The sequence below is a fragment of the Acinetobacter sp. F-1 genome (assembly GCF_022869025.1).
GTDB classification, from domain to species: domain Bacteria; phylum Pseudomonadota; class Gammaproteobacteria; order Pseudomonadales; family Moraxellaceae; genus Acinetobacter; species Acinetobacter pseudolwoffii.
In genome coordinates this window covers 126,996-146,513 of sequence record NZ_JAJKFX010000002.1, presented here as the reverse complement: position 1 = coordinate 146,513, position 19,518 = coordinate 126,996, and the positions used below count along the sequence as shown (strand labels likewise).

Annotated in this window: 18 protein-coding genes; 9 read left to right on the top strand and 9 right to left on the bottom strand. The window is 42.4% G+C overall.

Annotated elements, in window-relative coordinates; all coding sequences use genetic code 11:
• The first annotated feature begins 511 nt into the window (after positions 1 to 511).
• The 3 genes from purL (at position 512) to LOZ91_RS14590 (ending at position 5,798) form a co-directional block, all read left to right on the top strand.
• Complete coding sequence (gene purL / locus LOZ91_RS02610; RefSeq protein WP_244782621.1) at positions 512 to 4,345, top strand: phosphoribosylformylglycinamidine synthase; 3,834 nt, start codon at positions 512 to 514, stop codon at positions 4,343 to 4,345.
• A gap of 528 nt (positions 4,346 to 4,873) precedes the next feature.
• On the top strand, positions 4,874 to 5,320 hold the full coding sequence (locus LOZ91_RS02605; RefSeq protein WP_051064989.1) for a hypothetical protein: 447 nt from the start codon (positions 4,874 to 4,876) through the stop codon (positions 5,318 to 5,320).
• A gap of 352 nt (positions 5,321 to 5,672) precedes the next feature.
• The gene (locus tag LOZ91_RS14590) at positions 5,673 to 5,798 is read left to right on the top strand and encodes a KGW motif small protein (protein WP_005170067.1); all 126 of its coding nucleotides are present in this window, start codon (positions 5,673 to 5,675) and stop codon (positions 5,796 to 5,798) included.
• Positions 5,799 to 5,987: 189 nt separating this feature from the next.
• Here LOZ91_RS14590 and LOZ91_RS02600 read toward each other — a convergent pair whose 3' ends face one another.
• A complete protein-coding gene (locus LOZ91_RS02600) occupies positions 5,988 to 7,730 on the bottom strand; it encodes an FAD-dependent monooxygenase (protein ID WP_180000994.1) in 1,743 nt (580 codons plus the stop codon).
• 171 nt (positions 7,731 to 7,901) lie between these two features.
• On the opposite strand from LOZ91_RS02600, the gene LOZ91_RS02595 reads away from it, so the two are divergent.
• From LOZ91_RS02595 to LOZ91_RS02585, 3 genes are all read left to right on the top strand, one after another.
• Positions 7,902 to 8,777 carry a LysR substrate-binding domain-containing protein gene (locus tag LOZ91_RS02595; RefSeq protein ID WP_244782619.1) on the top strand — a complete coding sequence of 292 codons (876 nt, stop codon included), beginning with the start codon at positions 7,902 to 7,904 and terminating at the stop codon, positions 8,775 to 8,777.
• Between the two features lie 29 nt (positions 8,778 to 8,806).
• The gene (locus tag LOZ91_RS02590; RefSeq protein ID WP_005097590.1) at positions 8,807 to 9,124 is read left to right on the top strand and encodes a hypothetical protein; all 318 of its coding nucleotides are present in this window, start codon (positions 8,807 to 8,809) and stop codon (positions 9,122 to 9,124) included.
• Positions 9,125 to 9,264: 140 nt separating this feature from the next.
• On the top strand, positions 9,265 to 10,734 hold the full coding sequence (locus LOZ91_RS02585) for a carotenoid oxygenase family protein (protein ID WP_244782617.1): 1,470 nt from the start codon (positions 9,265 to 9,267) through the stop codon (positions 10,732 to 10,734).
• A 226-nt stretch (positions 10,735 to 10,960) separates the two neighbouring features.
• Here the strand turns inward: LOZ91_RS02585 and LOZ91_RS02580 are convergent, their stop codons facing one another.
• Together LOZ91_RS02580 and LOZ91_RS02575 are read right to left on the bottom strand one after the other, a co-directional pair.
• Positions 10,961 to 11,764 carry a nitroreductase family protein gene (locus LOZ91_RS02580; RefSeq protein ID WP_005097588.1) on the bottom strand — a complete coding sequence of 268 codons (804 nt, stop codon included), beginning with the start codon at positions 11,762 to 11,764 and terminating at the stop codon, positions 10,961 to 10,963.
• Between the two features lie 73 nt (positions 11,765 to 11,837).
• Positions 11,838 to 12,638, bottom strand: a complete 801-nt coding sequence (locus tag LOZ91_RS02575) for an enoyl-CoA hydratase-related protein (protein WP_005097587.1) — start codon at positions 12,636 to 12,638, stop codon at positions 11,838 to 11,840.
• 101 nt (positions 12,639 to 12,739) lie between these two features.
• Here LOZ91_RS02575 and LOZ91_RS02570 point away from each other — a divergent pair, with 101 nt between their 5' ends.
• Complete coding sequence (locus LOZ91_RS02570) at positions 12,740 to 13,309, top strand: nicotinate-nicotinamide nucleotide adenylyltransferase (protein ID WP_005097586.1); 570 nt, start codon at positions 12,740 to 12,742, stop codon at positions 13,307 to 13,309.
• A gap of 5 nt (positions 13,310 to 13,314) precedes the next feature.
• Here LOZ91_RS02570 and LOZ91_RS02565 read toward each other — a convergent pair whose 3' ends face one another.
• The gene (locus LOZ91_RS02565; RefSeq protein WP_244782615.1) at positions 13,315 to 14,220 is read right to left on the bottom strand and encodes a LysR family transcriptional regulator ArgP; all 906 of its coding nucleotides are present in this window, start codon (positions 14,218 to 14,220) and stop codon (positions 13,315 to 13,317) included.
• Between the two features lie 103 nt (positions 14,221 to 14,323).
• Here LOZ91_RS02565 and LOZ91_RS02560 point away from each other — a divergent pair, with 103 nt between their 5' ends.
• Entirely contained in the window at positions 14,324 to 14,929 is a 606-nt protein-coding gene (locus LOZ91_RS02560) for a LysE/ArgO family amino acid transporter (RefSeq protein WP_005097584.1), read from the top strand.
• A 453-nt stretch (positions 14,930 to 15,382) separates the two neighbouring features.
• Positions 15,383 to 15,946 (top strand): YceI family protein, encoded by a 564-nt coding sequence (locus tag LOZ91_RS02555; protein WP_180086505.1) that lies wholly within the window; start codon positions 15,383 to 15,385, stop codon positions 15,944 to 15,946.
• Positions 15,947 to 16,135: 189 nt separating this feature from the next.
• Here the strand turns inward: LOZ91_RS02555 and LOZ91_RS02550 are convergent, their stop codons facing one another.
• The 5 genes from LOZ91_RS02550 to dapD all read right to left on the bottom strand — a co-directional run bounded on the left by LOZ91_RS02550 (position 16,136) and on the right by dapD (position 19,472).
• Positions 16,136 to 16,594: a peroxiredoxin gene (locus tag LOZ91_RS02550; RefSeq protein WP_005170083.1), complete on the bottom strand. Its 459-nt coding sequence runs from the start codon at positions 16,592 to 16,594 to the stop codon at positions 16,136 to 16,138.
• An 80-nt stretch (positions 16,595 to 16,674) separates the two neighbouring features.
• Positions 16,675 to 17,088, bottom strand: coding sequence for a hypothetical protein (locus LOZ91_RS02545; RefSeq protein WP_005170085.1), 414 nt, complete (start codon positions 17,086 to 17,088; stop codon positions 16,675 to 16,677).
• Between the two features lie 16 nt (positions 17,089 to 17,104).
• Positions 17,105 to 17,773 carry a 7-cyano-7-deazaguanine synthase QueC gene (gene queC, locus LOZ91_RS02540; protein WP_244782613.1) on the bottom strand — a complete coding sequence of 223 codons (669 nt, stop codon included), beginning with the start codon at positions 17,771 to 17,773 and terminating at the stop codon, positions 17,105 to 17,107.
• 35 nt (positions 17,774 to 17,808) lie between these two features.
• Positions 17,809 to 18,519 carry a 7-carboxy-7-deazaguanine synthase QueE gene (gene queE, locus LOZ91_RS02535; RefSeq protein WP_100357449.1) on the bottom strand — a complete coding sequence of 237 codons (711 nt, stop codon included), beginning with the start codon at positions 18,517 to 18,519 and terminating at the stop codon, positions 17,809 to 17,811.
• Between the two features lie 131 nt (positions 18,520 to 18,650).
• A complete protein-coding gene (dapD, locus tag LOZ91_RS02530; RefSeq protein WP_005097576.1) occupies positions 18,651 to 19,472 on the bottom strand; it encodes a 2,3,4,5-tetrahydropyridine-2,6-dicarboxylate N-succinyltransferase in 822 nt (273 codons plus the stop codon).
• Positions 19,473 to 19,518 lie beyond the last annotated feature (46 nt).

Here is a 19,518-nt window from a genome sequence, read left to right as displayed (position 1 = left end):
ATAGTTTGCTCATACAGACAGGCTCGAAAAGGAAGAACAGCGGGGCAGAGTCTTAAATCCTGCAATGGAGCCCGGAATGGGGATAGCTGGATACAAAATTATTTCAGTAGTGCAACTCGCCGACAGAGAGATGAGCTAAAAAATGAACTCGACTGTTTCAGTCTATCCCGAGAAGCTTTAGCCTAGCCTTAATAAGTTTTTTATAACGGCTCAAGAATAAGTTCTGTACGCATTTTAAGTGGTCTTGCTGTTGAAAAATAATACAATTTTCTTAAGTGAAATTATTGTTAATCGGTTTTGATTTTTCTTTAACAAATTGTGTTAATCTACGCGACTACATTCAATTTTCCTGCCTGAAAATAAACACAATATTTTAAAAATACAGAATATTTCAGCCGTAGTTTTCGTATTTGCCATCTAGCCGATTTCCTTATTTCACAGTAGAATATGCGCTCTCTCAAGTCACATTGTGGCATGGTTGTTCAGACCATCCCGTGGAGCCAAAATCAGCATGTTTATCGTTGCCGGTGCACCCGCACATTCTTCTTTTAAGAAAACTCAACTATTATCGCGTTTGACGTCAATTAGTTCTGTTCAATCAATTGAAAGTCAATGGGTCTACCTCTTTGACCAAGCGCTCAGCGAGCAACAACAGCAATCAGCTTTACAGCTTCTCAACGATGGGCAATCTTTTGAATTGCACCAGGCTGCAAGTGATGAAATCCAAATTTTAGTGACACCGCGTGTCGGCACCATCTCGCCTTGGTCTTCTAAAGCTACAGACATTTTCAAAAACTGTAATACGCCGGTTCATCGTCTTGAGCGCGGCGTTTTATTTACGTTGAAGGGTCTAAAAGACGTATCAAATGAAGTTCAACAGATTTTGCATGACCGTATGACTGAAAGCGTATTCAATGCGATTGAAGAGGCTGCGGTACTGTTTGTTGAAACAGCACCAAAACCACTGAACTCGATTGATATTCTGGGTGAAGGTAAAGAAGCACTGGTTAAGGCCAATAATGAATTTGGTTTTGCATTGTCGATGGAAGAAATTGATTACCTGACTGAAGCGTTTATCAAGCTGGGTCGTAATCCAAATGACATCGAACTGATGATGTTTGCACAGGCAAACTCTGAGCATTGCCGTCATAAAATCTTCGGTTCTGAATGGACCATTGATGGTGAAGTTCAGCCATTGTCATTGTTCCAGATGATCAAGAATACTTATAAAGAATCACCTACAGATGTATTGTCGGCTTATAAAGACAATGCTTCGGTGATTGTCGGTTCGGATACCCAGCGTTTTTATCCAACCAAAGAAGACAATGGCCAGCAGGTTTATAAATATAAGAGTCAAGCCGCGCATATCTTGATGAAAGTGGAAACTCACAACCATCCGACAGCGATTGCACCATTTGCCGGTGCTGCGACAGGTTCGGGCGGTGAAATCCGTGATGAAGGTGCGACCGGTCGTGGTGGTAAGCCTAAAGCAGGTTTAACCGGCTTTACAGTATCTAACCTGAACATTCCGGGCTTTGAACAGCCTTGGGAAGAAAACTATGGCAAGCCATCGCGTATGGCATCGCCGCTACAAATCATGATTGAAGGCCCATTGGGTGGCGCTGCGTTTAACAACGAATTTGGTCGTCCTGCCTTAAATGGTTACTTCCGTACCTTTGAACAAAACATCAATGGCGATGTTAAAGGTTTCCATAAGCCAATCATGATTGCCGGTGGTTATGGCAACATCCGTCCAGATCACGTTGAAAAAGATCCAATCTTGCCGGGCGATTTATTGATCGTGCTCGGTGGCCCTGCCATGCTGATCGGTCTCGGCGGTGGTGCAGCATCTTCTGTAGACAGCGGTAAACTCGGCGAAAACCTGGATTTCGCTTCGGTACAACGTGAAAACCCGGAAATGGAACGCCGTTGTCAGGAAGTGATTGATACTTGCTGGCGCATGGAAGACCAGAACCCGATCGTGTCTGTACATGATGTGGGTGCAGGTGGTGTATCGAATGCCATGCCTGAACTGGTGAATGACCATGAACTCGGTGCGGTGCTGGATCTGCGTAAGATTCCATCGCTTGAGCCGGGCATGTCGCCTATGGAGATCTGGTCAAATGAAGCGCAAGAGCGTTATGTACTGGCGATTCGTCCATCTTCTTTAGAATTATTTGAATCGATCTGTGCGCGTGAACGTTGTCCGTTTGCGGTACTCGGTGAAGCAACTGAAGCGCGTCACTTAACCGTTGAAGATCCGTTATTTGGCAACAAGCCAGTGGATATGCCAATGCAGGTAATGCTTGGTGGTACACCGCGTATGAGCCGTTCATATGAAACCATTGAACGCAAAGGCGATGATTTCGACGCGGCTAAAGTCACAGATCTGAAAGATGCGATTTATCGTGTTTTGAAAAACCCGACAGTGGCTTCTAAATCATTCCTGATCAGTATTGGTGACCGTTCGATTACTGGTATGGTGGCACGTGATCAAATGGTCGGTCGCTGGCAGGTTCCGGTGGCGGATGCTGCGATAACAACGACAAGCCTAGTAGGCTACACCGGTGAAGCGATGGCGATGGGTGAACGTCCACCAGTCGCATTGCTCAATCCTGCTGCATCGGCACGTTTATCAGTGGCTGAATCAATCTCGAACATCATGTCTGCAAAGATTGAAAAAATCAGCGACATTAAATTGTCTGCAAACTGGATGGCTGCTGCAGGTCAACCGGGCGAAGATCAAGCGCTATTCGAAGGTGTAAAAGCCATCGGTATGGAAATGTGTCCAGCACTGGGTATCGCAATTCCAGTCGGTAAAGACTCATTGTCAATGCGTACCACCTGGAATGACGAAGGCGAAGACAAGTCTGTCACTTCTCCAATGTCAGGCGTGATTACTGCATTTGCACCTGTGACCGATGTTCGTAAAACATTGACCCCTGAATTGAAAAATGAAGAGTCGGTACTGGTTCGTATTGACTTGTCTAAAGGTCAGTTCCGTCTAGGTGGTTCGATTCTGTCTCAGGTGTATAAAGCAATCGGTTCTGTGACGCCTGATGTCGACAGCTTCGATGACTTCAAAGCATTTTTCGCTTTGGTTCAAGACTGGAACAACCGTGGTCTGATCAAGGCATATCATGACATCGGTGATGGTGGTTTATTGGCGACTGTTGCAGAAATGATGTTCGCATCACGTTTGGGTGTAGCACTAGAAGATCAATCAATTGCAAGCTTATTCGCTGAAGAAATTGGTGCAGTCCTTCAAATTGCCAAAGCAGACTGGGAAGCGCTACAAGCTGAAGTTGCAGCATCTACCCTGAAAGATGCCATTCAGGTGGTGGGTACGGTAAATAACACGGATCAGTTATCTGTAAACGGTCTAGTACTTGAACGTGCTGATCTGCAAGTGGCTTGGACGGAAGTATCCCACCAAATCCAGCGCCTACGTGACAACGTACAAACTGCGGATCAGGAATTTGCTCTTATCACTGACAAATCTCATGCAGGTATCATTGCGAAACCGACATTTGATTTGAATGAAGCGATTGAAGCGCCGTACATTAATTCACGTCGTCCGAACATGGCGATTCTGCGTGAGCAGGGTGTCAATGGTCATATCGAAATGGCAGCAGCATTTGATAAAGTCGGCTTCAATACCGTTGACGTACATATGAGTGACTTGCTGGCAGGTCGTATCAGCCTGGATGATTTTGAAGGCTTAGTGACTTGTGGTGGCTTCTCTTACGGTGACGTGATGGGCGCTGGTGGCGGCTGGGCAAAATCAGTATTGTTCAATACTAAACTGCGTGACCAGTTTGAGAAATTCTTTAACCGTCAGGAAACCTTCTCGCTGGGTATCTGTAACGGCTGTCAAATGTTGTCTCAGTTGGCTCCGCTGATTCCGGGTGCTGATGCTTGGCCACGTTTCCACCGCAATACTTCTGAAGTGTTTGAAGCACGTGCGGTGAATGTTCGTGTGGAAAAATCAAACTCTGTATTGCTTCAGGGCATGGAAGGTTCGATTCTGCCGATCGCTGTAGCACATGGTGAAGGTCGTGCGGTTGCAACTGCGGAAAACTTTGCTGCGCTCAACGCATCGAATCAGGTGGTTCTGCGTTATGTAGATAGCTTGGGGAATGCAACACAACATTATCCATTGAACCCGAACGGCTCACCGGAAGGTATTACCGGTGTAACCTCTCAAGACGGTCGTGCAACAATTATGATGCCGCACCCTGAACGTAACTTCCGTGCGATTCAGCATTCTTGGAAACCAGAAGACTGGGATCAAGATGGTGCTTGGTTACGTATGTTCCGTAATGCACGTAAGTTCATTGGTTAATCGATTTTAGATGATGAAAAGGGGTCGCAGTAGCGGCCCTTTTTTTATGTATATTTCGGAGTTAACATCGTTTAAATAATTCAAATAAGTAACCAGTTTAGATCATGAAAATGTTTACATATTTTATCTTTGCATTATTGTGTTTTAGTGCAGATTATAACTTTGCAGATGGTGCATATTTAAAAATAGAAATAACGGCAATAACCATTTTAGGACTCGTTTCCTATAGTCTGGTTTATTTGACTCTCTTCGAAAAAATGTCGGATGAGCTGTATAGTCCACATTTAAAAATCATCTTGTGTTTAGCTTTGCATTTGATCGCTGTTGCGATCTTTTATATGAAATATCGTAAACACTACAGATCTACTAAATCATGAAAATATATTGAGATTCAGGATAGATGTTGAGCTTTTTGACAATGATGATGCATATAAAATAAAGAGGTACCTCATGCCAAGAATATTTATCAGATTCTCAAGGTGCATTTTACTTATTTCACTATTCACATTGGCGGGGTGTGATACATACATGTGGCGAGCTAATATCAAGCATTTAGATGAAATAAAACAAAGTGGTTATTTGCCGAAACTCAATCGTGATCGCGATATCGAAGGCCCTGATGTGAATCAAAACGGAATTCGTGATGATATTGATCTCTATATTGAAAAGAATTTTATAAATATGGAACAAAGACAGGCGGTAAAACAATTGGCTATGGTTCTGCAAGAGAGCTTATTACTCGATACTTCTCAGCAATACCCGCTACGAAAAATTGCATTTGAAAAATCGCGCGCGATAGGCTGCATTTACGAGCGTTTTTCTCAAGATACTTTGTACAAACCATCCAATGTCGTTCAGCATGTCATTGCAGTCACCACAAACACAAAACAGCGCTTTAAGGCGTATTTAGCTTTTAGTAAAGCGATGGATGGTAAAAGTATCACACTTCCAAATGAGAACTTATGTAATGAATAATTCATGCTTACAGCAAAGTCACTTCTCATGTGGAAATATCAGAAAATTACTAATCATTAATTTTCTTAATTTTTAATAAATAACATTTAAAAATATTAACTTAATTATACTTTATGGAAAAATAATTTAAAAATATCTATAATTACTTAATTCGTATCCACCTTGGGGTGGATTTTTGCTTTTTAAGCATTCTGATTTTTTAATTTAACTTCTCCCACTGAACTTGGTTTAGATTTTGCTTTCATATTGTATATAAAGTGCTATGGTATGTTTTATGCACAACTTTATTGCACTATAAAAGAAAGATGGAATAGATCAGTTCAGTATCAATTCTCAAGTATGAGGTGATGACATGGCTAAAACACTTAGAATAATGGATAAGGCGGCAATGCGTCAGAAAGGCTGGATGTTGTTTGCTATTGTCGTAGGACTACAAATATTGTTTGTTGTGGGCAGTTATTTGATGCAGGGTTCTTGATATTTGGCTTTAAAAAAGCCACCGAGAGGTGGTTTTTTAGTTTTGTTTCTATATTTGCTTTTGTTCGGGCATGAGGAACATTGCTCCGAAAGACAAAACCCCTTCGTCAGACTGATAGAATGACTATATCCCACAGGCTGACAGGTGACATCCATGTCGATGGTCAATTAAATATGATTGATGGAATAGTTAGATTATGAGTTGAACTTGCTTCAATACCGCCTTTAACGTATTTTCATAATCAAAAGATGCATTGGTACTGTCCTGATAACGCCAAGCCACATAACCATCTGGACGAACCAGCACCGCACCTGATTCATGAACTTCAGACTTGGCATTCCAAGTACCATAGACATCACGATACTCACGTGAACCAATCTGAATTACATCTAAATAAGGTAAATCTAGAGTCTCGGCAGCCAATCTCCAGCCTTTACCTGATAAACCTGTCAGTAAGGTAAAACGGCCTTTACCGCTAATATCCAAAGTGGATTGCTTTTGGCCTTTGCTATTGATTAGCCAGGTATGTGGAACTTTGGCACCTGGACGAGTCGTGGCTTGCAGATAAAGCTGTTCATCTTTGTCAAAGATCTCAGGCTCAGCTTCATTCATTACCGCATTTGAGCTATAGCGCTGATTCAGTTCAACACCTTGGGCATTAAATTCAAAATGCTTAATCTCAAGTGCTTCAAATAACTTTTTACGAATTTCGGCACCTTGCTCATCTTCAGCAAAAATACGTTCCAGCATTTGTTTTTGCGTAGTGATGCCTTGGTCAAAACCAAAGACTTCTTTTAAATGCTTATAGTCAAAACGAGACTGGTTGGCACGTGCGACTATCTGCTTGCCTACAGGCGCACGTTCAGACGTATATGAATCGAGGAGGGAAGGTGCGGCCCAACCTTTGATTGCATAGGCGAGTTTCCAGCCAAGGTTAAACGCATCCTGCATACAGGTATTTGAACCTAAACCGCTTGAAGGCGGGTGACGGTGTACAGCATCACCACCACAGAACACGCGGCCTTTAGAATATTCAGTTGCCCAAGTCTGGTTTACATACCAGTAGGACAGTTTTTGGATTTCAACATCTTCCACTTCAGCGCCAACAAATGTATTCAGACGCGATCGAACCTGTTCTTCAGTCACTTGTGGCTCGCCTTTGGAAATGTCAAAGCCCCAGCCCATAATCCATTCATTCCAAGGCGTAATGGCACGTAGCAAGCCCATGCCGAGATCACCAAAGCTGGCTTCAGGATTGACGATCCATTGCAGAATGGCAGGGCGGTGCTGAATATATTTGCTTAAATCGGCTTTAAAAGTCACATAGACTGTACCCGCACGCGCCATCACACCTTCGAGTGGTAGCTCAAGTTGCTCAACCACTTTTGAGCGTGCGCCATCCATACCAATCAGATATTTGGCTCTTAAACTAAATTCTGTGTTGGTAATCCGGTTCAGGAAAGTAGCGGTGACACCATCTTCATCCTGAACATGCGATAAATATTCAGTATTGAAGTTATAGATTGCACCGCGCTCCCCGGCATTCTTGACCAGTAAGGCTTCCATTTTCGGCTGAATCAAATCCACCAATGGACATGGACTGCCTTTGATATAGTCGCCATGACGTTCATCACCTGTGCCCCAAGCGCTTAAACGGGCAATTTCTTCACCGACCAGACTGGTGGTAATCAGGCTTTCGCCCATGTGTTCCCACGGTGTCGCAATTTCTTTGACTTGTTCTTCAATGCCTAAATCACGTAATACTTCCATGGCACGCTGATTGGTAATATGCGCACGCGGACTATTGGCCAGCCAGTTAAACTGTGTGAAGAGTTGAACTTTGACCCCATAATTTGCCAGTGCTAAACCTAAGGTCGATCCTGCAGGTCCTGTGCCAATCACCAATACGTCAGTATCGTAATGCTGTGTCATACATGACTCCATGTGTCTGTCTGAAGAACAAGATTTGAATATATTTACAATCCAGTGTAGTGAAATTCAGGCAATACAATAGGAGTATTCATATAAACTATAGGTCTATTGAGATTCTTACTACTTTCTCGTTTGGCAGCTTAAAATGCCTGAGAATATGCGGCTGAGTTTATGGAACTTCGACATTTACGTGCTTTTTTAACAGTAGCTCAGAAACAGAGTTTTACCAAAGCAGCAGATAAGCTGTTCACGGCGCAGCCTTCTTTAAGTCAGCAGATTAAGGATCTGGAGCAGGAAGTCGGTGTAATGCTGTTTGATCGTTCATCCCGGCAAATCAAACTGACCGATGAAGGGCAAGCTTTTTTGATTCATGCTGAACAGGCGCTTGAAAGTGCCAAACTGGCAGTTGCCGCGGCGCGTCAGGTGGCGCAGCAGAAAAATAACCAGATCCATATTGGCTTTTTAAATGTTGCAGAACTGAAAGTGATGCCAAATATTCTGGCCAAACTGAAGCAGAATATTCCTGATTTAAAAATTCATCTGCATAGTCTGACCTGTATGGAGCAGATTCAACGCCTGAAAAATGCCGAGCTGGATTTGAGCTTTACCCGCTATTGTCTGCAACATCCCGATTTTGACAATATTCATTTAATGAATGAACAGATTTATCTGGTGGCAGCCGAGTATTTACATCCCACAGATCGGCCATTGAAGTTACAAGAACTGAAAAATCATCAGTTGATTATGTGTGAGCAAAATGCCTCGCCAGTCTTTTATGCGCAGTTGAATCACCTGATGTCTTTTGAACAATTGCAGCATGACCAAATACTGTGGGTTACCAATGTGTTGCAACATATTAACCTGATCAATATGGGCATGGGTTTTAGCTTCGTCCCGGAATATCTGCTGCGTTTTTTAAATGAGCATGTGAAAATCGTGCAAACAGATCAAGTCCTGCCACAATTAGGACTTTATGCAACATTTAACAAGAATTCTCATAATTCTGCATTGAATATTATTACCCAGGCACTGGACAATAGATCTTAAATAAGCCATTGAAAATGTTGAAGGGAAACATGCTAAAACTCATTTATTATGTACCAGATGAACATCTTGAAGTGACTAAGGAAGCCTTGTTTAAAGCGGGTGCAGGCGGCATCGGAGATTATACCCACTGTGCCTGGCAGGTACTGGGAACAGGACAGTTTAAAGCGCAGCAAGGTGCAGATCCTTATATTGGTGAAGTCGGGGAATTAGAGCAGGTTGAAGAGTGGCGAGTAGAAATGCTGGTTGCTGATGAAAAGGCGGTCGAGGTCGCCAAAGCTCTGAAAGCAAGCCATCCTTATGAAGAGCCTGCTTTTGAGTTTATTCAGCTCCTGGATATTAAAGTCTAAACGTGCAACCTTATTGCTGCTAGAAGTAATGGTGCGCATCGTGTTTTAGCGTACCATCAGCTTATCTGTTTAAAATGATTAACCTCCTTTTATGAGTATAAAATCAGTCATCATCATAAAAATAAAACAGGAAAATAATAATGCAGTGGTCAAAACAGCTCGGCAATATCCTCAAGAATACGCTCAGTAAAACTATCAAACATGGTGCGGGAATCCTGCATAGCCGCATTCCCTATTCTCATGACAATCCCTATCTGGATGGGATATTTGCGCCACAACGACAGGAGCATTTTGCTACTCAATTGATGGTAGAAGGGCAAATTCCTGTAGAATTGGAAGGTGCGCTGATGCGGATTGGCCCGAATCCGATCACGGTAAAGAACCCACGAAATTATCACTGGTTCACCGGTGATGGCATGATTCACGCGCTGAAACTCAAAGCTGGTGAAGCACATTGCTATAAAAGTGCTTATGTCGGATCGGCCAGTGTGCAGAAAAAATTGCATAGACCACAGATTTCAGGGAAAACGCGTGGAATCGCGGATGCGGTCAATACCAATATCATCCACTTTGCCGGGAAAATCTGGGCACTGGTCGAAGCGGGGGCTTATCCGATCGAAGTAAATCGTGAACTGGAATCAAAACGGCATCAACTTTTTGAAAATGATCAGGATTTACCGTTTACGGCTCATCCGCATATCGACCCGGAAACAGGAGATATTCATGCGGTTTGTTATGATGCCTTGAATCATCATCAGGTTTTTTATTTACATATTGATGCTCAAGGCAAACTGCAACATCATGTCGAAATTCCAGTCAAACATGGCCCGATGGTGCATGACTGTGCCATTACTCAATCTCAGGTGCTGATTCTGGATTTGAATGTCAACTTTTCTATGCGTAGTGCCTTAAAAGGCTCACTATTACCCTATCAATGGAATCCTAAACATCAGGCTCGTATAGGTATGCTGCCTTTTGGTGGCAGTGCGGCAGACATCCGCTGGTATGAGATTGATCCCTGTTTTATTTTTCATACGGTCAATGCTTATGACCTGAACACAGGTGATGTAGTGATGGATGCAGTGGTACATTCCAAGGCACTGGTCAGTTCCATTCAGGGACCAATAGAAGATCAGGAGATTCGGCTGGAAAGATTGATCTTCGAGCAGCAAACAGGAAAAGTCACTCGAACTGTATTATCCAATATCAAGCAGGAATTTCCGCGGATCAATGAAGCCTATACAGGGCGGCCTTATCGCTATGTCTATAGTATTTCCTTTGCCGGCTTTGATGATCCTTATCATGTTAGCAGTAATACACTCTTGTACCATGATCTGGAAACCGGCAGTACAGCAAGCTATTCCTTTGGAGCAAACTGGGTTACAGGTGAGGCAGTTTTTGTCGCCCGAGAAGGTGCTCAAACAGAAAATGATGGCTGGCTGATGTCTTATCTACACGCCTTGGATGGCAGTCCATCGAAAGTGGTGATTTTAGATGCGCAATATATTCAGAAGGGGCCTATTGCCACGATTCATTTACCGGTTCGTGTACCCGTCGGATTTCATTGTAACTGGATGGATGACCGGAAATTGAGAACTTATTATTCTTAGATTTTGATGATGCACAAGCACTTTGGGTGCTGGCACAGTCTCATATCGCGTGAAGATTTAAATCTTTATTTAATAGGTTGATGTTACTTTGAAGGATGAGAAGGGTAGGTCTAAATTAACCGAGATCCCAGGTTAGGCAGAAAATTCATTTCTGAATCTCTGCCTAAGAGTGGTATTCATATCGCCAAGAATATCAAATCAAAGATTTATTCTTCTATTGCTACTGTTAAACTTTCTGGATAAATAACTCACGATCAAAACGGTATTGCGGGAAGAACACGCCGTCTTTGGCGCGTTCACCTGCACCAATCACCATGACTGGATATTGCTGATCATTTAAGCCCAAGATATCGCGTACCATCGGTTCATCAAAACCTTCCATCATGCAGCTGTCAAAACCATAAGCACGTAAGGCCAAGACCAGATTTTCGCAAGCCAGTGCCGTTGTTTTGGTTGCCCAAAGTTTGGCATCATTTGGACTAAAGGCAGAAACAGGCATCTGTTTATCTAAAGTGCGGGCAACTTTGAAAGCCACTTTTTTAAAGTTGCCAAAGACATTTAAATAACCGGTTTTATAGTTATATGGAATGTATTTATAGTATTTTTTGATGGCAGCTGGCGCTTCCGGATATGGAAATTCATTGACATTCCGTTTGGCCATTTCATCAATACGGTCGGTACGTGCCACACAGATAATCAGCTCAGAAGCCGTTTTTGCTGCCAGTTGGCTCATGCAGGCTTTGACCAGTCGCTTTTTCTTCGCCGGGTTTTGTACCACATAAAATGTCCAGGGCTGCAAGTTTGACGAATTGGGAGCCAGCAACGCCAGATCCAGACAAGCATCAAGTACATCTTCTGGAATTGGTTTTTTGGTAAATTTACGCACTGAACGACGACTTTCGATCACTTTACGGAAATTATCGACATCAATATCCTGTGGAGCAGGTTCATAATAACGTTTTTTATCAGGATTGGCGCTATCAATGGTTTCAGGAGACTGGGCAATAATGGATGAATTTTCAGTAGACATATTCTTTATTCTTACAGGTAAAGGAATCAATGAGGCAGTCTAAACCAGCTCATTGAGATCCTAAGTTTGAAAATTAGTTGAATTGTGTGAAATCAGGTTTACGTTTTTGCATAAAAGCTTGTACGGCTTCCAGCATTTCCGGAGAGCCAACGCGCTGCATGAAAATTTCTGCTTCATGATCGATGCAGGCCACAATTTCATCCAGATTATGTTTCATCAAGGCTTTGGTTTGCTTCAAAGATGCCAAAGGTAATGCTGCTAAAGTCTGCGCCTGTTTTTGTGCAGCCGCATAGGCATCTTCTTCAATACTATTCACCAGACCGGCACCGAGTGCTTTTTCGCTATTGAATTTTTGTGCAGTCAGCAATAATTCAGCCGCTTTATGATAGCCCGCCTGCTGAATCAGCAATTTGCTTGAAGCGCCTTCAGGCGATAGGCCCAGACTGACAAATGGAATCTGGAACAGGGCAGTATTGTCACTATAGACCAAGTCACAATGCAATAAGATGGTTACCCCAATCCCGATTGCAACGCCACGTACCGCTGCAATTAAAGGCTTGGAAAACTTGGCAGCCGCTTTGAGTAAAATAAAGGGCGGGCCTTCAGCCGCAGGGGCCTGACCTTTCTTGGCAGCAGATTTCATGAAATCCTGCATATCATTGCCCGCGCTAAAGTCCGTGTCCTGACCGCGTAACACCACCACACGCACCTGATTGTCCTGATCTGCTTCATCGAGCGCTTGAGCAATCCATAAATACAGCTCGCTGTATAAGGCATTTTTCGCTTCCGGGCGATTGATGGCTAAAGTGAGTACGCCATGTTCTAAATTCGCATGCAAATGCTCATGAGGTTGTTGAATACAGCTCAGTGTCATCGTACTATCCTTGCTTTAAAACTTAATTTGATTTTATGAGATTGATTATGTCGCATATTTATTGGGGCGGCACAACTCATGAGTCATAAAAATGATCTGTTATGAACTATACATTTGATTATCTGGTTTTCATTGGCCGTTTTCAGCCTTTTCATCTGGCGCATATGCAAACCATTCAGATTGCTTTGGAACACAGTCAAAATGTGATTTTGGCCCTTGGTTCTGCGCAGAATGAACGCAATATCAAAAATCCATTTCTGGCTTCGGAACGTGAAGCCATGATCCTTGCAAATTTTAGTCCGGAAGATCAGGCGCGGATTCAATTTGTAGAAGTCATTGATGTTTATAACGATGAAAAATGGCAAAAACTGGTGAAATCGCTGATAAATCAGGCCATAGAACCGAATGCCAAAGTCGGACTGATTGGACATTTTAAAGATGATTCTTCATATTATTTAAAATTTTTCCCGGAATGGGAAATGGTCGAACTGGAAAGCCTGGAAGGTGCTTTATCCGCTACGCCGATGCGTGAAGCTTATTATCGCGGTGAAATTCAACGGGATAAATTTCCACAAGGCACGATTGAGTTTCTAGAGCAATTCCAGCATACCGAAACCTATCAGCAACTCAGTCAAAAATTTGTCCAGAAGGATAAAAGCAATCTGGCCTGACTCGATCAGATGGCTAGAGGCTGATTCATGGTGGTCTGAGCATGCTGTTTTAAACATTCACCCAGAATCGCCAGAGCAGGAGACTGCTGTTTCCAGTGATGCCAATACAAGGGGACTTCAATTCGCATTTCACCGGAAAGTTCAATCAATTGTCCTGATTCCAGCAAATGCCGGGTTTGATAATCCGGCAACCAGCCATAACCCAAGCCCATGACAATGGCATCAAAAAATGCATGCGTCGATGGAATAAAAAAGTGAGGATATTGTGCCGGACTCAGGCCAAATTCTTGCTGGATATACTGGGTATGCAACTGGTCTTTTTCATTAAACAGAATCGCCGGTGCGTGGCGTAAGGCATCACGATGTATTCCTTGTTGAAACCAGTTCCGGGCAAATTCAGGCGTGGCAACCAGACGGTAGTGCATTGGTCCAATCCGCTCGGCCAGACAGCCTTTCATGGCTTTGGCTTCAGTGCTCAAACAGGCATTGACCAGTCCGGCTTCCAGTAAATGATGGGTTTGTGATTGGTCATCCAGTTGAAAATGCAGCACAATTTTATGCTGGATCAGTTGGGCTTGTAAGGTCGGCAATAACCAGGTCGCAAGTGAATCGGCATTGGTGGCAATATTCAGACAGTAAAAACCTTCCTGTTGTACCTGTCCGCCCAAATCCTGCATCAAATTCTGTTCTAGCAAACGCTGATGCTGTAAATAATGCAATAAAGTTTGTCCAGATTGAGTCACGCGACAAGGCCGGTCTCTCGCCAGCAGCAAGTGTCCCAATTGTTTTTCCAGACTCTGAACACGAAGGGTCACTGCTGAGGCAGTAATATTGAGTTGTTCTGCCGCCAGATCAAAACTTCCAGTTTTTGCAACCGCGTAAAAAGCATCACATTGTTTCGCATTCAGCATCGCTACAATCTAAGAAAAATTTAGTTAAATTGATATTAACTTAGTTTTAATGAATAGCTTCCTTTTTGTTGAATAATTCATGTATTCAAAAAAGGGGAATGTGATGTTCAGTTATATGGTCAGTGGCTTTGCTGTAGGTATGAGCCTGATTGTCAGTATCGGGGCGCAGAATGCCTTTGTACTAAAACAGGGTTTAAAACAGCAGCATATCTTCCTGGTCTGTTTGACGTGTGCCTTGTCTGATACTATTTTGATATTATTAGGTGTTTTTGGTTTTGCTCACATCATTGAACATTATCCAAATGCGGTTATGTTTTCTAAATATATTGGCGCAGGATTCCTGTTTTATTATGGTCTGCAACATGCAATCAATGCATTTAAATCAACAGAAGTTTTGGCTCCAAGTGATCAAGTTACAGCACATTTTTTACAAGTGTTGATGATCTGTCTGGCATTTACTTGGTTAAACCCGCATGTTTATTTAGAAACCGTCATCCTGATTGGTTCAATTTCAACGCAATATAGCCTAGGAAAATGGTGGTTTGCGCTTGGTGCGGTCTGTGCATCCTGGTTTTTCTTTTTTAGCTTGGGCTATGGGGCAAAGATATTGACACCCTGGTTTCAGCATCGCCATGCCTGGAAGGTTCTGGATGCTCTCATTGCTTGTACCATGTGGATCGTCGCAGGGTCATTAATTCTAAGCATTTAATTCAACTGGTAATATAAAAATCCTCAATTGAGGATTTTTATATTTTGAACAAGAGAATGCGAGTAAGGTCTGTAATTGATATTTGTCTAAACATTCTGTTTAAACATTTTTCAAAGAGAATCACAATAGAAAATGGAGTTTGCAGTGCTCGCTGTGTAAGCAAATTTTACTTCAGATTTTGTTGGAATATATGATCATATTTAGGAGATGAATTTTAAAATCAAAGTATTAACAGTCTCCATTCGATGAGCATACTTCGATTAAGCCATTTCTTAAAAATAAATACTAACGATTATTTTTTCCATTAGTCACTAAGGGTTTTACAAAAACTTCAGTTAACTGGTATAAAAATAACGAAAACAAAAATTCTAAAACTGAAAAGAAAATTTAATTTCAGCTTGAAGCGTGTATCTAAATCCGATCAATAAGAAATTAAACAAGGTGGATTTAAAATTGAAAACAACAATAAAAACTGGACTGATTGGCCTGGCAATCTGTTTATTTTTCAGCAGTCAGGCTTTTGCAAAATCATGGACGCTCACTCCTAAAAGTGATGTCGGCTTTGAGATCAAGTCAATGGGACTGACTGTGGTCAAAGCCAAGTTTAATCAGGTGCAATCCAGCATGCAGTTTGATGCCAAAGCACCGCAAAATGCTTCAACGCATCTGGTCATGGATGTGGAGAGTTTGAGTTTTAATAAACCGTTATTGAAACATATGATTTTGGGTGAAGACCTTTTTTATGTTGAAAAATACAAAACGGTAAGTTTTAAAAGTATCCAGTTTAAAGACCTGGGCAATGGTAAATACAATGTTTTAGGTAATTTGACTTTGCGTGGTGTGACCAAACCGGTGATTTTTGAAACAACCTTTAAGTCGAGTCTGTCTAATGACAACTTGCTCGAAGTCCAGGCATTTGCAGTGATTAACCGCAGTGATTTCGGCATGAGAAAGGGGATTGCAGGCGTAGGAGAGAAAGTGAATCTGCATCTCTCGGGTCATTGTGAAGTTAATTAAGGATGTCTTAAACAGTCTTTTAATAGATCTTTTATGTGGTCGCTTTTAGCTTAATAGACTGCTGCATGTCTATTGCTTAGCTTTAAAAATTGAAGCATAGAAGACATATAAAATGCTTGTATTACATCAAAGTAATCACAAAAAAAGCCCGATTTTTTTCGAGCTTTTATCCTTGCAGGAAATAGTCAATTAAGCACTTTGCAGAGCTTTTAAATCTTCCAGGACTTGTTCGGCATGACCTGCGGCTTTGACTTTACGATATTCTTTGACCAGTTCGCCGTTATGGAAAATAAAAGTCGAACGCTCGATCCCCATGACTTGTTTGCCATACATGTTCTTTTCTTTAATCACATCAAAGTGATTACACAGGATTTCTTCTTTATCACTGATCAGATTAATACTCAGATTCTGCTTTTCAGTAAAGTTTTGATGGGCTTTGACCGAATCACGAGATACGCCAATAATTGTGGTATTTAAAGCATCAAACTGGTCTTTTAAACAAGAAAATCCGACGGCTTGAGTGGTACAACCCGGAGTAGAATCTTTAGGATAAAAATAAATCACCAGCCATTCTGTATCCAGCTGGGTTAAATTGATTTCAGCTGTCGTTGCAGGGAAACTCTGGTCAAGCAAACTGATGGCAGTCATATTAACTCCTGTTTTATTTAAATTTTTCAAAAAAATAAGCCACATTATAGTGGCTTATTTCATCAAAGAATAATGAGATATTATTTCTTCGGCGCAGCTTGAGCTGATTTCATTGCTTCTTCAGTCAAAGTTTTCAGTTTGCCTGTTAACTGTGGACCAAAACATGCTTGCAGGTCTTTATTCTGCTTCTGTACAAAAGCTAAAGTTCCAGGACTTTTCTTCTGATTAATGGTGCTTTGAATTTCCCATTTTTGTGCATTGGTTAATTTACCATCTGCTTCAACAGCACAAGTACAATACTTACTGACTTCAGCAGCTGTCAGTTTTTTACCTTTGCCAGTTTCATCTTTACAAACATTGATCAATGCAGATTTCACATTGGTGCTTTTATAAGCTTGTTGTAATTTGTCATCAGCTGCCTGAGCTGTTGTTGCGAACATAGCAGCAGCTGAAACAATTGCTGAAAGCACGATGCTTGATTTTAAATTCTTCATAAACTCTACCTTGTTATTACGGTATATAACGTGTCGGGTCTTCAACACCTGCGTCCGCAAAACCCTGTTTACGTAAACGGCAACTGTCGCATTTGCCACAGGCACGTCCTTGGTCATCTGCTTGATAGCATGACACCGTTTGACTGTAGTCTACGCCATGTTCAATACCTAAGCGAATAATATTTGCTTTGGATAAATGTAACAAAGGTGTTTCAAATTTGAGCGCCTGACCCTCTACGCCAACCTTGGTTGCAAGGCGTGCCATATTGGCAAATGCGTCAATAAATTCCGGTCGGCAATCCGGATAGCCCGAGTAATCAACCGCATTAATTCCGATCACAATTGCTTCAGCTTTAAACACTTCTGCCGCTGCCAGGGCATAAGAAAGGAAGATGGTATTGCGTGCAGGAACATAGGTAATCGGGATACCTGCCTGCTCATGATCCGGCACGTCAATGCTATGATCGGTAAGGGCTGAGCCACCCAGATTGCCCAAGTCGATATTGATGACACGATGTTCTACACCGGCACGTTGAGTTAGTGCTTTGGCTGCATCGAGCTCTGTGGTCGAACGCTGACCATACTTAAAACTGATCGCGATACATTCGTAGCGTGCCTGTGCCCAAGCCAGACATGTAGTTGAGTCTAATCCGCCAGATAACAGAACAATGGCACGAGGGCGCATAAGCTGATTCTCCAAAAAAGTAACTTTACAAAAAATTAACGACCAGTTTCATCATTCCATAACAACTTGTGCAGCTGTAACTGGAAACGAACAGGGAGATGGTCTTCTAAAATCCACTGAGCCAAATCACGCGCCAGTTGCGGTAAACGAACCGCGCCTTTTTCAACCGCAAATGCAGGCGAGAACCAGACTGTACTGACTTTCTCTTGAAGCTGATACTGTTCAAGCTGCTGCTTTGACCATTCATAGTCTTCACGGTTGCAGATCACAAACTTGATTTGATCATGTGGCGTTAAATGATCCAGATTGGATAACAAATTTCGTGCAACTTCACCTGAAGTTGGGGTTTTTAAATCTAGAACTTTGGAAACGCGCGGGTCTACTTTAGCAACATCTAAAGCACCACTGGTCTCTAAAGAAACCTCACAACCTAAATCAGCAAGGCGCTGCATTAAAGGCAGGGCATTCGGTTGAGCCAGTGGTTCACCACCGGTCACACAGACATAGGGTGTTTTAAAATCGAGCGTGGTCTGAATAATTTCATCCAGAGACTGACGCTGACCACCTTCAAATGAATAGGTGGTGTCACAGTATGTACAGCGTAACGGGCAGCCGGTTAAGCGGATAAAAACCGTTGGCAAGCCCGCAGCATTGGCTTCACCTTGTAATGAATAGAAGATCTCCGTAATGCGTAAACCCGCAGACGGATCAGAAACTGGAATTGCGGAAGAACGAAGCGTATTCATAACAAAACTAACCACTGAGAAATAAATAACCGGGTATAAAAATAAAAATCCCTACGATCATGACTGATCGTAGAGACGGGGAGCGCTTGAAGCTCCGAGGAACACCAATGTGCCCTCTAAGTTAAGACATATTAGTCTTCGCGTAATAGATCGTTCAGGCTGGTTTTAGAACGAGTTTGCGCATCTACTTTTTTCACGATAATTGCAGCATAAAGGCTGTAAGTACCACATTTAGAAGGCAGACTACCTGCAACAACGACTGAACCTGCTGGTACGCGACCATAGTGAATTTCACCAGTGGCACGATCATAAATCTTGGTCGATTGACCAATGAATACGCCCATTGAAATTACAGAACCTTCTTCAACGATCACGCCTTCAACGATTTCAGAACGTGCACCGATAAAGCAGTTATCTTCAATAATTGTCGGGTTGGCTTGAAGTGGTTCAAGTACACCACCAATACCAACACCACCAGACAAGTGAACATTTTTACCAATCTGTGCACATGAACCCACAGTTGCCCATGTGTCCACCATCGTACCTTCATCTACATAGGCACCGATGTTGACATAAGAAGGCATCAAGATCACGCCTTTAGCCTGGAACGAACCTTTACGCGCCACCGCAGGAGGAACTACACGTACGCCAGCCGCTTTGAATTGTTCTTCAGTCCAGTCTGAGAATTTAGTATCTACTTTGTCATAGAAACGAAGATCACAAGCTTGCATTGGTTTGTTGTCGTTTAATTTAAATGATAACAATACCGCTTTCTTAATCCATTGATGAACAATCCATTCACCATCGATTTTTTCAGCAACACGTAAAGTACCATTGTCTAGACCAGCAATTACGTCCTCAACTGCTTGACGGATTTCAGCAGGGCAATCTGCAGCTGTGAAATTCGCACGATCTTCAAACGCTTTTTCAATGATTGTTGAAAGCTGCGACATGATCTTCCTTCCAGAAAAAATTTTCTAGATTTTACACTATATTGCA